Below are 14,622 nucleotides of genomic sequence, written 5' to 3'. Positions count from 1 at the left end.
AGCGGGTCACATCAACCTGTCCAGCGGGCCCGGCCGGCGGGCGCGAAAATACGCCCGCCGGCCGGAGCCGAACCCCTAGTCGCCCCGTCCGAGCATCATGCCGACGACGGCACCTGCCGCGCCCCACAGGACCGCCGAAACGACGACGTCAACGATGGCCCAGGTGAGGGTCGAGACGTTCATCGTACCCAGCATCATGAACCCGACGGCCACGGCGATAAGCGCGCCGAGCTGGGCGCCCGCCTTGGCACCGCCAGCCACGTCGGTGGCGCCCTTCCACCCGAGCACGGTCGCCAGCACGCCCCCAGAGGCCAGCTGGCCGACCGCAATCCAGAGGAAGTTGGGAGCGTCCTTCATGGCCCCGGTGGCGCTACCCATGTTGGCTTCCATCAAGCCCCCCAGGAGCAGTTCGTACAGCACGTAGCCGCCTACGAAGAGGACAACGGCACCGGCGACGGATGCGACGAGGCACTTCGTGTTCATGGCGTTGACCTCTCGCCTGAAGAGTGGTGAAGCCTCCCCTGCCCGTCCGGTTCCACCTGTCGGTGGATACCCCACACAACGAGGCCACCATACCGTGAGCATAGGAAAAGCCAAGAACAACCGGCAAGAGCGGCTAATGCGCCGGAGCCCCGACGGCCTACGGGATCGGAGGCTTCTGGTCCGCGGGGATGGCGGAGCGCCAGGGCCGGCCCTGCGTGGACTCCCGGTGTGCCTCCCGGGCGGCTTCGAGGAGGCCGGGATCGGTGAGCAGATCCATGCCCGTCATCGCGAGAACGCGCGCCGCCACGTCCGCCGCGGCCGCGGCCCATTCGGTCCCGTGCGAGGCGCTCGTGGCCCAGGAGTGCCAGGGGACGCCCTTCGGAGCGGAGGTGATTTCGAGCTGAACCGTCGGGGTGATCCAGCTCACCTCCGCCACGTCCGTCGAGCCGCCCTGCGCCGGCGTCACCCCGAGGGCGAGCGGCTGCACCTCGACGTCGAGGCCCACCGGGTCGATGTCGAGGCCGGTCTGCATCTCGCGCCCCCAGGCCTGGAAGACATCCGGGAAGTTCGGGCCCCCGACCGCTTCCAGGTTCGCCTGCATCGCCTCCTGCAACGGCCGGTTGAGCAGGAGCGCGTGCACGCCCGTGATGAGGGCGACCTCGTGCTCGGTGCGGGTCGCCTGCGCGGCGGCGTCGGCGATGTCGAGGAGCCACGCGTAGTGCTCCTCCACGTTCGTTCGCAGGGTGTCGCGCACGTAGTACCACACCTTCGCGTACTCGGGGACGACGTTCGGCGCCTCCCCCGCGTTCGGTATCACGTAGTGGATGCGCGTCGAGGGCTGGACGTGCTCCCGCATCAGGTTCGCTCCGTAGTTCATCATCTCCACGGCGTCGAGGGCGCTGCGGCCGTTCCACGGGTCCGCCGCCGAGTGCGCCGCCTGGCCCCGGAACTCCACGGTGAAGTTGTTCATCGCCTGGGTCGAGGCGTTCGTGACCCGCGTCTCGGTCATCGGATGCCACACGAGCGTCGCATCCACCCCGTCGAAGGCGCCCGCGTTGGCCATGTACACCTTGCCGACGACCGTCTCCTCGGCCGGGGTGCCGAACAGCCGCACCTCGCCCGCGATGTCCTGATCCGCCATGGCCCGCTTGATCGCGATCGCGGCGCCGACGGAGCCCGCCCCGAACAGGTTGTGGCCGCAGCCGTGGCCGCTCGTGATGCCGTCCGCCCGGGACACCCGGTGGGGCACCGGTTCGTTCCCGACGCCCGGCAGCGCGTCGTACTCGGCCAGCACGCCGAGCACCGGACCTCCGCTTCCATGGCGGTACGTCGCGGTGAAAGCGGTGGGCATGCCCGCGACCCCGGTTTCGACCTCGAACCCCTCGGCCTCGAGCAGCCCCGCCAGGTACTCGGCCGAGCGATGCTCCAGAAGGGCCGTCTCCGAGTACTCCCACAGCGTCATCGACATGCCCCGTATCTCGTCGGCCAGGTCGTCGAGCGCTTCCAGGGCGGACATCTCCGCCGGCGACGCCCCCTCCATGAGCGAGGTCGGGGTCTGGGACGCGAGCCGCGCGGGGGCGGCGAAGAGGGCCGTCGCGACGATGCCGGTCACGACGGCGGCGGTCGGCGGGACGAAGAACCTGTACATGAAGTCAGCCTCGTGGTAGCTAGAACCGGTCCAGGCGGGGGTTGACGACGTTGGAATAGATCGACCCGAACGTGTAGGAGAAGCCCACCGACACGCCATACTCGAAACCGCTCTGGAGGACGCGCTGGCGGAGGAGCACCTCCTCAGCCGTGGCGTCGCCGGCGGGCACGTTGAGCTGGTCGCGAATGCGCGAGTAGTTCGCGTTCAGCCGGAGCGAAAGGCCGCGGAAGATGCGGAAATCGGCCCCCGCGAAGGCGGTGAAGCGGTTCTTCGACGTGTCGTGGAGGAACTGGGAGAAGGTCAGGGACCCGTAGGACTCGCCCCACGGCTGGCGGACGCTGAGGCGGACGCTGAACCGGTGGTGCGGCAGGGTCTCCTCGTCCTTGAGGAACACTGTCTGCTCGATGTAGTCGTTGTACCGGAGGCCGATCGTATAGAGGAAATTGAACTGCCTGCGGGTCGACTCGGAGTAGGGGAAGATGTTGTACTCCACGGCCGGCCCCACCCGGATCTGCAGGTCTTCGTTCTCGAAGCTGGAGTGTGCCAGCTCGTACGCCGCTCCCACCGACCAGTGGTCCGAGAGGCTCCACACGCTGAGCCCCTCGGCATCGTAGCTCTCGCGGATGCTGGTGACCGAGGTCGTGTCCGAGGTCTCGAAGAGCCTCTTGTTGTAGCTCCCGTCGATGGAGAACTCGAGCTTCAGGGCGTCCGTGACCCGGTCGGCCGAGAAGCCGCTCGAGAGTTCGTATGACTCGGTGCGTTCGTCCACGTCGAGTTCGACGTTCCCGCGGAGCCGGAAGGTCCAGAAGCCCCACGGGTCGTCCTCGGGCTTCGCGGCCGCCTCGCCGTGCTCGGCTCCGTCATAGTGGACATCGATGCTGGCGGCCTGGTCGGTGCGGGCGATGTAGCGCAGCAGGCCCAGTTCGAGCGTGCGCGCCACCTCGGTCAGCCGCTGCTCGACCGCGAGGTTGGCGCGGGTCACGACCTCCAGCCGATCCGTGATCTCGATGAACTCTTCCCGCCCGATGAAATCGAGCGTGAAGCGCTGGCCGCCGCTGCCCGTCCCTTCGGAGGTCATCAGGACGTGGACCTGGGCGTCCTCCCGGTCCCGCGTGTAGTTCACATACGGGATCTCGCGTCGGTAGAAGTCGAAGTCGCACGTGCCGCGGCCTCCCTCGCAGTCGAAGAAGACCCGAAGGGCGCCGTTGCCGTTGGCAGGCGGTTCCTCCTGCGCTTCCAGAGGGACGGCGAGGAGACACGCCACGACGGCGAGGCCACGCGCGACCGGCGACGTTCCCGCAGGAACGCGAAACGCCCGCCCGGTGATGTTCAGAAGGGTTTTCACTCGGAGGTTCCTGACGGACGGCTAGAAGAACTGGTCGATGAGGATCGGATTGCCGTCGGGATCCTCGACGACGATGTGCGCGGGTCCGGAATCGCCGGCCTCCTCCGTGCCGTGCGTGATCTCCACGCCGCGTTCGCGGAGGGTGCGCTCAATGTCGCGGACATCCGTGAAGGACTCCATTTGCTTGCCTTCGAGCGTGAGCCCCGGGTTGAACGTGAGGATGTTTTTCTCGAACATCCCGTGGAAGAGGCCGACCACGGTCTCTCCATTCATCATGATCAGATAGTTTGCTTCGAAATCGCCCCCCGTCTGCTCGAAACCGAGCTTCTCGTAGAACGCCTTCGAGGCGGCAAGATCCTTCACCGTGAGACTGATCGAAAACATGCCGAGATCCAACGGATCGCTCCGGGTTGAGGGCACTATCGCGACGGTCGCCGGGAAACTGATGCCCGAGAGCCACCCGGCCAACCCGCTGCGCCGAGACCACCTGGTCCTCCCGTCCCGCCTGGCCACACGATGAGCCAACTCCGCCTTTCGCTCCGCTCGCCCTTGCTGCCGCGCAGGGCCACGGAAGGGACCCTCGACCCGGCCACGGCCGCAGCGGCTCGGGACGTGATCCGAGGCTGGGCCGGGTACGAAGCGACGCCGTTGGTAACACTGCCGGGGCTCGCGGCGTTGCTGGGCGTCGAAGCCGTGTGGGTCAAGGATGAGTCGTCGCGCTTCGGCCTCGGCTCGTTCAAGTCGCTCGGCGGGGCGTTCGCCGTCCTGCGCGCCTTGCAGGACGAGATCGAGCGCCGGAGCGGCGCGCGGCCGACGGGGGCGGAACTCCGGGCCGGACACCCGCTCGCGGCGGAGATCACGGTCACGACCGCGTCGGCGGGCAACCACGGGCGGTCCGTCGCCTGGGGCAGCGCGGAACTCGGATGCCGCTGCGTCGTCTTCCTGCCGGACGACGCGATTCCGGCGCGCGCGCGGGCCATCGAGTCGCACGGGGCGGAGGTCGTCCGCGTGCCGGGCGCATACGACGGGGCGGTCGCACACACCGACCGGGCGGCCGCCCGCAACGGCTGGATCGTGGTCTCCGACACCGCGTACGAGGGCTACGAGGAAACGCCGCGCCGCGTCATGGCCGGCTACACGCTCCTCGCCGCGGAGATGCTGGAGGCGCTGGCGTCCGCCGGCTCGGCGCCGCTCACGCACCTCTTCGTGCAGGCGGGCGTCGGCGGCCTCGCGACGGGTGTGTGCGGCCACTTCGCGCATCGGTGCGGCGAGGGACGGCCGCGCTTCGTGGCCGTCGAGCCGTGGCGGGCGGACTGTTTCGGGCGCAGCCTGCGCCGCGGCCGGGCGAGCGTGGCCGAACCGCCGTTCGACACCGCGATGGGCGGCCTCGCCGCCGGCGTCGCGTCGACGATCGCCTGGGATTTCCTCGCACCGCTGCTCGACGCGGCACTCGCGCTCCCGGAAGACGCGTGGGTCGCCGGCGCCGAGGCGCTCGAGTCCGGGCGGCTGGGCGCCCGCATCGTCGCGGGCCCCTCCGGCGCCGCCGGCATCGGGGCGCTCCTCGCGCTGGCCCGCCTCCCCGGGATCCGGAAGCTCCTCGGCCTCGACACCTCGGCCCGCGTCGGCGCCCTCGTCACCGAGACCCGGTTCGACTGACCGCCCGGGCGCCGACAGCTTTGCCGGGCCGCGAGGCGCTTGCCGCACGCCGCCGCTACCCTATAGTCGATCACGCCCGCGCCCCGACGCCCGCGAATCCCGCAACCAGACCCGGAGCCCATGTCCGACTTCTGCGCCTACATCGACCGAGAATTCCCCCGCTTCCGCGAGGAACTCGAGACCTTCCTCCGGATCCCCAGCATCAGCACCGACCCGGAGCGCGCCGGCGATGTCCGGGCGTGCGCGGGGTGGGTCGCCGAACACCTCGCGGCGGCGGGCGTCCCCGGCGCCGAGGTCATCGAGACCGGGGGGCACCCGATTGTCGTCGCCGAGCGGATCCACGCCCCCGACGCACCGACCGTGCTCGTCTACGGGCACTACGACGTGCAGCCATCCGAACCGGACGAACTGTGGTCGAGTCCCCCGTTCGAGCCGACCGTCCGGGATGGCCGCCTTTACGCCCGCGGCGCCGTGGACGACAAGGGACAGGTCCACATGCATATCAAGGCGCTCGAGGCCCGCCTCGCGACCGGGGCCGGGGTACCCGTGAATCTCAAGCTCGTGATCGAGGGGGAAGAGGAGGTCGGGAGCCGCCACCTCGCGGCCTTCCTCTCGGAGAACGCCGAACGCCTCGCCTGCGACGCGGTCCTGATCAGCGACACCGGGATGTTCTCGCCCGATCTGCCGTGCATCACGACGGGCCTGCGGGGGATCGTCTATACGGAGATCAACGTCTTCGGGCCCGCGTCGGACCTGCACTCCGGGAGCTACGGCGGCGCCGTCGTGAACCCGGCGAACGCCCTGGCCGCGATCCTCGCCGGCCTCCGGGACGACCGGGGGCGCGCGACCGTGCCGGGGTACTATGACGCCGTCCGGCCCATCACCGAGCGCGAACGCGCCGACCTTGAGCGTCTCCCCATGGACGACGAGACGCTGCGCGCGGGGGTCGGAGCGCCGGCCTTGGGCGGCGAGGCCGGCTTCTCGGCCCTCGAGCGGCTGTGGTATCGCCCGACGCTGGATGTGAACGGGATGCTCAGCGGTTTCACCGGCGAGGGCTCAAAGACCGTGCTGCCGTCGCGGGCGATGGCGAAGGTGTCGATGCGGCTCGTCCCGGATCAGGATCCGGCGCAGGTCATTGAAGCTTTCGAGGCCCGGGTCCACGAGCTCGCCCCCGAGGGTGTGACGGTGGAGATCAAGCGCTCGCACGGCGGCGCGCCCTGGGTCGCCGACACGGGGCACCCGATCTTCGGCGCCGCGTCCGCCGCGCTTGAGTCGGGCTTCGGGGCCCCGCCCGCGTTCGTGCGCGAAGGGGGCTCGATCCCGATCGTCCAGGCGTTCGAAGAGACGTTCGAGGCGCCGGTGCTGCTCATCGGCTTCGCACTCCCCGGCTGCAACATGCACGCGCCGGACGAGTGGATCGATCTCGGCGTCTACCGCAACGGCATCGCGGCGCTCGCCGACCTGTACGGCCGCCTCACCGACGGGCTCAACTGAGCCCCGCCGCTCATTCGAGCGGGAGGAGGTCCAGCTCCGTCGTGATGTCGATGCACCCGGAGAGCGTCCGGTAGACCGGGCACTTCGGCGGATGCGCCTCGAACGCGCGCCGGATCGCGGCGGCGTGCGCCTCGTCCGCCCGCAGTCGATACCGCGCGTGAATCCTCCGGATGACGAGGACGCCATCCTCCGTCTCGACCTCGCCCTTGACCTCCGCCACGAGTCGTCCCTCATCGGCCCTGACCCCACGCGCTTCCAGCGCGCCCCCGAAGGTTCCGGTCAGTCAGCCGCCCGTGGCGGCGATCACGTAGTCGAGCGTCGTCGCGATATCGCGGTCGGAGGTGACGCCGTAGTGCTCCGCGATCGCGGAGTGGACGCCGAACTCAACAGGTGCTTCCGTGGCCGGGATGTGCGCCGTGCGGTAGGGACCCTTCTCCCGGACGATCTTCACGTGGGAACGGTAGAGGACATCGCTCATCGAAGGGCTTTCTCCGTGACAAGGTCGAGGAAGTTCATGACGACGCGATGGGTGAGCCCCCAGATCGTGTCGCCCTCGAACAAGATGGAGGGAAAGATGCGCTCGCGGCCACCGTCGGCGAAGCGGACCTCCGAGCGCAGGGCGGGATCGCGCAGCGCGCCGAGCGGTGCCCAGACGTGATACTGCACCTCGTCGTTCGTCGCGACCCGGGTTTCACCATCGTGCCACGCGACGAAGGGCGAGATGAGGATCGACGGGATCCGGCGGGTCGCGGGGCGCAGGTCGTCGAGGCGCCCCAGGTAGGCGCGGCAGGGGGGATCGAGCCCCACCTCCTCGCGCGTCTCGCGGCGCGCCGTCGCCAGGATGTCCGCATCGGCGGCGTCGCGGTGCCCGCCGGGGAGCGCCATGTGGCCGGACCAGGGGTCACCCGGGACTTCGGCGCGCCGGACGAAGAGCACCTCGAGATCCCGGGGGCCGGGTCGGACGACGAGGGTCACGGCGGCGTGGCGGTCCGCCGCCCCCTCCGGCACGAGCGCGGGGCTCGTGCCGGCCAGCCGGCGCGCGACGCGGCCCTCGCTCCACGGCGCGCCCGTCTCGCCCATCAGGTCTTCTCGGCTTCGTCCAGGAGCCGCAGGTAGCTCTCCCGCCGCCGCCGCGCGATGGTCCCGCGCTCCACGGCGGCGATGACCGCGCAGTCCGGCTCCACGCGGTGGCGGCAGTCGGCGAAACGGCAGCCCTCGCCGACCGCGGCGATCTCCACGAAGCCGCGCTGCAGCCGCGCGGGGTCGAGGTCCCACAGCGCCAGGTACTGCAGGCCCGGCGTATCGGCCACGTAGCCCCCCGGCGGATAGCGATAGAGCGCCGATGCGACCGTGGTGTGCCGCCCGCGCCCCCGCCGCTCGCTGATCTGGCCCACCCGCAGGTCGAGGCCCGGGACGAGCGCGTTCAGGAGGCTCGACTTGCCGACGCCGGACTGGCCGCTCAGCACCGTGACGCGGCCCTCGAGCCGGGCGGCGAGCGCCTCCAGCCCCTCGGCCGATTCGGCGCTGGTCCACATCGTTTCGACACCGAGCGCGGCGTACTGCCGGAGGCCGCTCCCGACCGCGTCTCCCCCGCCGGAGCCCCGGGCGGGGCCGCTCCCGCCGAGCGGCGCGAGGTCCGTCTTGTTCACCACGAGAACTGCCTCGATCTCGCTCAGCGCCGCCAACGCGAGCAGCCGGTCGACCATGAGGAAATCGGGGTCGGGTGCCGTGACGGAGACGACGACGGCGACCTGGTCGACGTTCGCCACGATCACCTGCTCGCGCCGCTTCGAGACGCCGTGGCGGGCGAGTGCGCTGCGCCGCGGTCGGAGGCGCACGATCCGCATCTCGTCCCCGACCCGCTCGAGTTCGACGAGGTCCCCGACGGATACGATTCGCGAATCCGTCCGTTTGACGCGGCCGCGCAGCGATGCCTGAATGACCGAATTGGCGTCGTCAACGTGATAGACGCCGCCGGCGATCCGCAGCACACGTCCGAATGACGGGCGGGATCCCTCGTTGGGCGAGGGGGCGGAGACGCCGTCCGGGTTCACGCCGGACCGCGGGTTCCGGTGCGGCGCGTCGGGATCACCCGGAGTCGCTGCCGGAGTTCGTCCCGTCCGCCAGCTCCTCCAGGCAGTTCCAGCCCAGCAGGGCGCATTTGATGCGGACCGGGAACTTCGAGACGCCCGCCAGCGTGCGCAGATCGCCCAGATCGTCGTCCGCCAGCATCGCGCGCTCCCCGTGCAGGAGCCGGGTGAACCTGGCGGAAAGCTCGCGCGCCTCCTCCAGCGATTTTCCGAGCACACGTCCGGTCAGCATCGAAACGGCGGCCTGGCTGATCGAGCAGCCGCGCCCGAGAAAGCGGGCGTCCGCGATCCTCCCCTCTTCCACCCGAAGCATGAGTTCGATGATGTCTCCGCACAGGGGGTTGTTCATCGTGATCGCGTGCGTGGCGTCGTCCAGCCGCCCCTTGTGCCGGGGTTTTCGGTAGTGATCGAGGATCACTTCCTGGTACAGCTGGTTGAGGGAGGAAGGGATCTCCCGGTCGGCCCTGCCGGGCGCCTGCGGAGGGGGATCGGTCATGGGCGTCAGGATATGCCGTGAAAGACTTCGGCGGCCATCGCGAGCCCGTCGCACAGCGCGTCGATCTCGTCCGCCGAGTTGTAGAGATAGAAGCTCGCCCGCGCGGTGCCGCTGATCCCGTAGTGGTCCATGAGCGGCTGGTTGCAGTGATGTCCCGCCCGGATGGCGATGCCGCGCTGGTCGAGGATCGTGGAGAGGTCGTGCGGGTGCACGTCTCCGTAGGTGAAGGAGAACACCGACGTGCGGCCTCGCCGGGGCCCGTACAGCCGGAGCCCTTCGATCGCGCCGAGCCGTCCCAGCGCGTATCGCGTCAGGGCGTCCTCGTGAGACGCGAGCGCTTCCCGCCCGAGGTCCGCAAGGAAGCGGGCGGCCTCGCCGAAGCCCACGACGCCCGAGATGTTCGGCGTCCCGGCCTCGAATTTGGCCGGCGGCTTCGCCCACGAAGATCCCTCCAGCGTCACCTCCGAGATCATCTCGCCGCCCCCCTGATACGGAGGCATCGCCTCGAGCAGTTCACGCCTCGCCCACAGCGCTCCGACGCCCGTGGGTCCGCACATCTTGTGCCCGCTGAAGGCGTAGAAGTCACACCCGAGCCGGGTCACGTCGGTCAGGAGATGGGGGGCCGCCTGCGCGCCGTCGACGAGGGCGAGCGCGCCCGCCGCGTGGGCCCGGGCCACGATCTCCCGCACGGGGTTGATCGTCCCGAGGCTGTTGGAGACGTGGGTGAACGCGACGAGGCGCGGCCGCCGCTTCAGAAGACGGTCGAGGTCGTCGAGGTCGAGCCTGCCTTCGGCCGTGACATCGACAAAGTGGAGTCCGCACCCCGTACGGGCGGCGAGCAGCTGCCAGGGGACGAGGTTCGAGTGGTGCTCCATCTTCGTGAGCACGATGTCATCGTCCGGGCCGACGAAGGCGCCGCCCCAGCTCGAGGCGACGAGGTTCACCGCCTCCGTCGTGCCGCGGGTGAAGACGATCTCCGATGGGTCGGGCGTGCCCGCATGCGCCGCCACGGCGAGGCGCGCGTCCTCGTACGCCTCGGTCGCCTCGGCGCTCAGCTGGTGCACGCCGCGGTGCACGTTGGCGTGCTGCATGCGCAGATAGCGCTCCACCCGGTCCTGCACGCGGAGCGGCTGCTGCGAACTCGCCGCGCTGTCGAGATAGACGAGCGGATGGCCGTTGACTTCCCGCGACAGGATGGGGAACCGGGCCCGGATCGCCGCGACGTCCCACGCAGGCGTCGGACCCGTCTCCGTCCCGTCGCCGCCGGCCGCCGCCGAATCGCGGTCGGCCGCCAGGGGGGGACCGTCCGGAGCGAGCACGCCTGCCGGGTGGTTCGTGTCCATCATCGAGCCCCGATCGTGTCGACCGTTCCGTTCAGCCGACGTCGACCTGGATCTCGTCGCCGTCGAGTCGCACGTCGAAGCGCCGAACCGGCATGACCGCGGGCAGCGCGCGCACCGCCCCTGTCGCGATGTCGAAACGCGCTCCGTGCAGCGTACACGTGATCTCGCCGGCGGCGACCTCCCCCGCGGAGAGGGGGAACTCCTCGTGCGAGCAGCAATCCTCGAGGGCGTGGATGTCGCCCCCGCTGTTGATGAGGACGATCGCCAGATCGTCGACCATCACGCCCTTCGTATCGTTCTCCGGAACTTCGTCCAGGCTGGCTACGGCAACGAACCGGCTCATAGTCCGATCTTCTCCTCGATCGCTTCGCGGACGCGGGCCCGGACACCCTCCATCGGAAGCCGCCCCAGCACCTCGTCGAAGAACCCGAACACCAGCAGTCGCTCCGCCTGGCGCCGCGTCAGGCCGCGGGTCATCAGATAGAAGAGCTGTCCGTCGTCGACCTGTCCGATCGTCGCGCCGTGCGAGCAACGCACGTCATCGGCCTCGATCTCCAGGTTGGGGAGAGCCGACGCGTGAGCCCCGTCGCTGAGCAGCAGGTTGCGATTGGTCTGATAGGCGTCCGTGAGCTGCGCGCCCTTGTCCACCCGGATCAGCCCCCGGAACACGCTCGACGCCTTGTCGGTCAGGGCGCCCTTGAACAACAGGTCGCTGCGCGCGTGCGGCGCCGCGTGATGCTGGAGCGTGTGGTGATCGAAGTGCTGGTTCGCATCACCGAACCAGAGCGCCAGCATCTCGCTGTTGCTCCCCGGCCCGGCCAGCCGGCTCGTCACGTCCGCCCGGGACAGGTCGCCGCCCAACGCGACGTTGAACGTCACGACCCGCGAGTCGCGCCCCGCCACGATGTGTTGCGTCGAGAAGTGCTTCACGCCGCGGCCGTAGCGCTGCAGCGCTACGTACTCGATGGCTGAGTCGGCCTCGCCCGAGACCGTGGCCCCGTGCAGCGAGACGGTCTCGGCGCCCAGATCGTCGGACAGGAACTCGTCGATCACCGCGGCCCGCGCGCTCGTCTCCGAGTACACGAGCGAGTGCGTCGAAGAAATCGTCCCCTCGCGTTCGACGATGTGGAAGGCATGGACCGGCGCCGGCATCCGCACACCGCGCGGCACATAGAGGAAGTATCCACCGCCCAGCAGCGCGAGATGCAGCGACCAGAGCTTCTCCTCCGCCGGTCCCGGCCGCGCATCGAACATCGTGCGCCGCAGCAGCCCGGCGTGCTCGACCGCGGCGTCCCGAATCGAGCACAGCACCACGCCCGCCCGGGCGACCTCGGGCGCGAGTTCGAGGTGCGCGACCTGCCCATCGCGGAGCACGACGATGCCCGCTCGATCCCCCGACCGCGCCAGCACGGCGTGCACCTCCGCGGAGAGCGGCTCCTCCGGCGCGATCGTCGGGAGCGTCGGCGTGAGCGCGCCGAAGCCGACCTTCGACAGGTCGGTGTAGCGCCATTCCTCCGACTTCTTCGTTGGCCACGGCAACGCGACATACCGCTCCCACGCCGCGGCCCGCACCTCCGCGATCCCCGCCGGCTCGGAAAGCCCGCCGGCGAACGCCCTGAAATCCGCCGAGGCCAGCGTCGACTCCGCCAGCCCGGCTGTCATAGTGCTCATATCGTCCGAGACCCCTGGTCTCTAATCCCGTTTTCCGGAAAGAGGTGACGCGGAACGCGCCCGGCGCCCGCCGTCTATCCGACCGACCCCTCCATCTCCATCTCGATCAGGCGGTTCAGTTCGATCGCATACTCGAGCGGCAGTTCCCTGGCCACCGGTTCGATGAAGCCTCGCACGATCATCGCCATCGCCTCGGCCTGGTCCAGTCCGCGACTCATCAGATAGAACAGCTGCTCGTCACCTACCTTGGAGACGGTCGCCTCGTGGCCGATCGAAGCCGTGTTTTCGTCGATCTCGATGTAGGGGTAGGTGTCCGTCCGCGACGTCTCGTCGAGCAGCAGCGCATCGCACTCGACGTTGGACTTCGCGCCCACCGCGCCATCGTACACTTTGCACAGCCCGCGGTACGACGAGCGCCCGAGCCCCCTCGAGATCGACTTCGACGTGATCTGCGACGTCGTATGCGGAGCCGCGTGGACCACCTTCCCGCCCGTGTCCTGGTGCTGGCCATCCCCGGCGTAGGCGATCGACAGGATCTCCCCGTGCGCGCGCTCCCCGACCAGGAAGCACGACGGGTACTTCATCGTGAGCTTCGAGCCCAGGTTGCCGTCGAGCCACTCCATCTTCGCGTCCTCGTGCACCATCGCCCGCTGCGTGACGAGGTTGTACATATTGTTCGACCAGTTCTGGATCGTCGTGTAGCGGAACCGCGCCCCCTTCTTGACCACGATCTCGATCACGCCCGAGTGGAACGAGTCGGTGGAGTAGACCGGCGCCGTGCAGCCCTCGATGTAGTGCGCCTCGGCGCCCTCATCGCAGATGATGAGGGTGCGCTCGAACTGGCCCATCTTCTCGGCGTTGACGCGGAAGTAGGCCTGGAGCGGGATCTCGACCTTCACCCCCTTCGGGATGTAGACGAACGACCCGCCCGACCACACGGCCGAGTTCAGCGCCGCGAACTTGTTGTCGCGCGTGGGGACGATCGTCGAGAAATACTGCCTGAACAGTTCGGGATGCCTGGCGAGCCCGTCCTCGATCGACTCGAAGATCACGCCCTGCTCCTCCCACTGTTCCTTGAGCGAATGATAGACCATCTCGGACTCGTACTGGGCTCCGACCCCGGCGAGCGCCTTCCGCTCCGCCTCGGGAATCCCGAGCTTCTCGAACGTGTCCTTGATCTCCTGCGGGACGTCGTCCCACGACCGCTCCATCTGCTCCTGCGGCTTCAGATAGAAGTAGATCTCGTCGAGCGTATCCTCGAGCTTCGAGAGATCACCGCCCCACGTCGGCATGGGCTTGGACCGGTAGACCTCGAGCGCCTTGAGCCGGAACTCGAGCATCCAATCCGGCTCGTCCTTGTGACCGGAGATCTGCCGGACGATGTCTTCGGAAAGCCCCGGGACCGCCTTGAAGACGGGTTTGTCCTCGGTGATGAAACCGTACTTGTATTCGTCGAGCCCGAGCTCTGTGATCGTCTCGTTCTGGGGCATGGTTCTTCCGCCTTCCGGTACTGCTGAGTCATCGCCGCGGAGCAGAATCCGCGGAATTCGGCTGCTGGCTGTTAGACGGCTGCCGCCGCCTGGTAGAGCCAGTCATAACCCTCGGCCTCCAGCTTGTCGGCCAGCGAGGCACCGCCGCTCTCGGCGATGCGCCCCGCCATCATGACGTGGACGCGGTCGGGCTGGATGTAGTTCAGGATCCGCTTGTAGTGCGTGATGAGGAGAACTCCGAGCGCTTCATCCGCTTCGGAAAGCCGGTTCACGCCGTTCGAGACGATCTTGAGCGCATCGATATCGAGACCGCTGTCCGTCTCGTCCAGCACCGCCAGCGCGGGCTGAAGAACCGCCATCTGGAGGATCTCGTTCCGCTTCTTCTCGCCGCCCGAGAAACCATCGTTCACATACCGGATGGCGAAGCCCGGATCCATCCTCAGCATCTCGAGCTTCTCGGTGAGCGTGCGCTGGAAGCCGAACACGTCCATCTCCTCGCCCTCGGCCAGACGCGCGCTCATCGCCGTGCGCAGGAAGTTGGCGATAGAGACCCCCGGAACCTCGGCGGGATACTGGAAGGCGAGGAAGATTCCCTCCCGGCTCCGCTCGTCGGGCTCCAGTTCGAGGACGTCTTCGCCCCTGAACAGAATCTCGCCGCCCGTCACCTCGTAGGTCGGGTGTCCGGCGATGACCTTGGCCAGCGTGCTCTTTCCCGAGCCGTTGGGTCCCATCAGCGCATGCACCTGGCCGCGCTCGACATCGAGATCCACGCCTCGGAGGATCTCCGTATCCTCTCCCTCCACCCTCGCTCGCAGTCCGCGAATCGACAGCAGCGGTTCTGACATTCGAATCCTCTTCAGTTGCAAAAGGCCGGTCACCCAGGGGCGCCGGCCTGGAAACACAAAC

The 14,622-nt window shown here is 68.9% G+C and carries 16 protein-coding genes; 2 read left to right on the top strand and 14 right to left on the bottom strand.

Translation table 11 applies throughout. The features are described 5' to 3' along the window. Positions 1–75 precede the first annotated feature (75 nt). The 4 genes from ACOOHF_RS05610 to ACOOHF_RS05595 form a co-directional block, all read right to left on the bottom strand. The gene (locus tag ACOOHF_RS05610) at positions 76–483 is read right to left on the bottom strand and encodes a hypothetical protein (RefSeq protein ID WP_420463723.1); all 408 of its coding nucleotides are present in this window, start codon (positions 481–483) and stop codon (positions 76–78) included. Between the two features lie 157 nt (positions 484–640). Continuing rightward, a complete protein-coding gene (locus ACOOHF_RS05605; protein ID WP_420463722.1) occupies positions 641–2,131 on the bottom strand; it encodes an amidohydrolase in 1,491 nt (496 codons plus the stop codon). Between the two features lie 19 nt (positions 2,132–2,150). After that, positions 2,151–3,476, bottom strand: coding sequence for a hypothetical protein (locus tag ACOOHF_RS05600; protein WP_419934037.1), 1,326 nt, complete (start codon positions 3,474–3,476; stop codon positions 2,151–2,153). A 21-nt stretch (positions 3,477–3,497) separates the two neighbouring features. After that, positions 3,498–3,872, bottom strand: coding sequence for a VOC family protein (locus tag ACOOHF_RS05595; RefSeq protein ID WP_420463721.1), 375 nt, complete (start codon positions 3,870–3,872; stop codon positions 3,498–3,500). Positions 3,873–3,992: 120 nt separating this feature from the next. On the opposite strand from ACOOHF_RS05595, the gene ACOOHF_RS05590 reads away from it, so the two are divergent. Further along, entirely contained in the window at positions 3,993–5,132 is a 1,140-nt protein-coding gene (locus ACOOHF_RS05590; RefSeq protein ID WP_420463720.1) for a diaminopropionate ammonia-lyase, read from the top strand. Positions 5,133–5,252: 120 nt separating this feature from the next. Next, positions 5,253–6,626 (top strand): dipeptidase, encoded by a 1,374-nt coding sequence (locus tag ACOOHF_RS05585; RefSeq protein ID WP_420463719.1) that lies wholly within the window; start codon positions 5,253–5,255, stop codon positions 6,624–6,626. Positions 6,627–6,636: 10 nt separating this feature from the next. Here ACOOHF_RS05585 and ACOOHF_RS05580 read toward each other — a convergent pair whose 3' ends face one another. The 10 genes from ACOOHF_RS05580 to sufC form a co-directional block, all read right to left on the bottom strand. Next, the gene (locus ACOOHF_RS05580) at positions 6,637–6,909 is read right to left on the bottom strand and encodes an OsmC family protein (RefSeq protein WP_420464339.1); all 273 of its coding nucleotides are present in this window, start codon (positions 6,907–6,909) and stop codon (positions 6,637–6,639) included. Beyond that, positions 6,910–7,104: a hypothetical protein gene (locus ACOOHF_RS05575; protein ID WP_419165968.1), complete on the bottom strand. Its 195-nt coding sequence runs from the start codon at positions 7,102–7,104 to the stop codon at positions 6,910–6,912. Then, the gene (locus ACOOHF_RS05570) at positions 7,101–7,706 is read right to left on the bottom strand and encodes an NUDIX hydrolase (RefSeq protein ID WP_420463718.1); all 606 of its coding nucleotides are present in this window, start codon (positions 7,704–7,706) and stop codon (positions 7,101–7,103) included. Before ACOOHF_RS05570 ends, ACOOHF_RS05575 begins: the two co-directional genes overlap by 4 nt. Next, the gene (gene rsgA, locus ACOOHF_RS05565; protein WP_420463717.1) at positions 7,706–8,680 is read right to left on the bottom strand and encodes a ribosome small subunit-dependent GTPase A; all 975 of its coding nucleotides are present in this window, start codon (positions 8,678–8,680) and stop codon (positions 7,706–7,708) included. The genes ACOOHF_RS05570 and rsgA overlap by 1 nt, the downstream gene beginning before the upstream one ends. Positions 8,681–8,714: 34 nt before the next feature. Continuing rightward, positions 8,715–9,212 (bottom strand): Fe-S cluster assembly sulfur transfer protein SufU, encoded by a 498-nt coding sequence (gene sufU, locus ACOOHF_RS05560; protein WP_420463716.1) that lies wholly within the window; start codon positions 9,210–9,212, stop codon positions 8,715–8,717. 5 nt (positions 9,213–9,217) lie between these two features. Continuing rightward, positions 9,218–10,558: a SufS family cysteine desulfurase gene (locus tag ACOOHF_RS05555; protein ID WP_420463715.1), complete on the bottom strand. Its 1,341-nt coding sequence runs from the start codon at positions 10,556–10,558 to the stop codon at positions 9,218–9,220. Between the two features lie 28 nt (positions 10,559–10,586). Beyond that, entirely contained in the window at positions 10,587–10,898 is a 312-nt protein-coding gene (locus tag ACOOHF_RS05550; protein ID WP_419934029.1) for a Rieske (2Fe-2S) protein, read from the bottom strand. Then, positions 10,895–12,226, bottom strand: coding sequence for a Fe-S cluster assembly protein SufD (sufD, locus tag ACOOHF_RS05545; RefSeq protein ID WP_419934028.1), 1,332 nt, complete (start codon positions 12,224–12,226; stop codon positions 10,895–10,897). The genes ACOOHF_RS05550 and sufD overlap by 4 nt, the downstream gene beginning before the upstream one ends. Positions 12,227–12,300: 74 nt before the next feature. Beyond that, positions 12,301–13,716, bottom strand: a complete 1,416-nt coding sequence (sufB, locus tag ACOOHF_RS05540; RefSeq protein ID WP_420463714.1) for a Fe-S cluster assembly protein SufB — start codon at positions 13,714–13,716, stop codon at positions 12,301–12,303. 71 nt (positions 13,717–13,787) lie between these two features. Next, the gene (sufC, locus tag ACOOHF_RS05535; protein WP_419934026.1) at positions 13,788–14,561 is read right to left on the bottom strand and encodes a Fe-S cluster assembly ATPase SufC; all 774 of its coding nucleotides are present in this window, start codon (positions 14,559–14,561) and stop codon (positions 13,788–13,790) included. Positions 14,562–14,622: the final 61 nt, after the last annotated feature.

Source organism: Candidatus Palauibacter sp. (genome assembly GCF_965216145.1).
Lineage (GTDB): Bacteria > Gemmatimonadota > Gemmatimonadetes > Palauibacterales > Palauibacteraceae > Palauibacter.
Note: the sequence above shows the minus strand (reverse complement) of the source record. Positions and strands in the feature narration are given on the sequence as shown.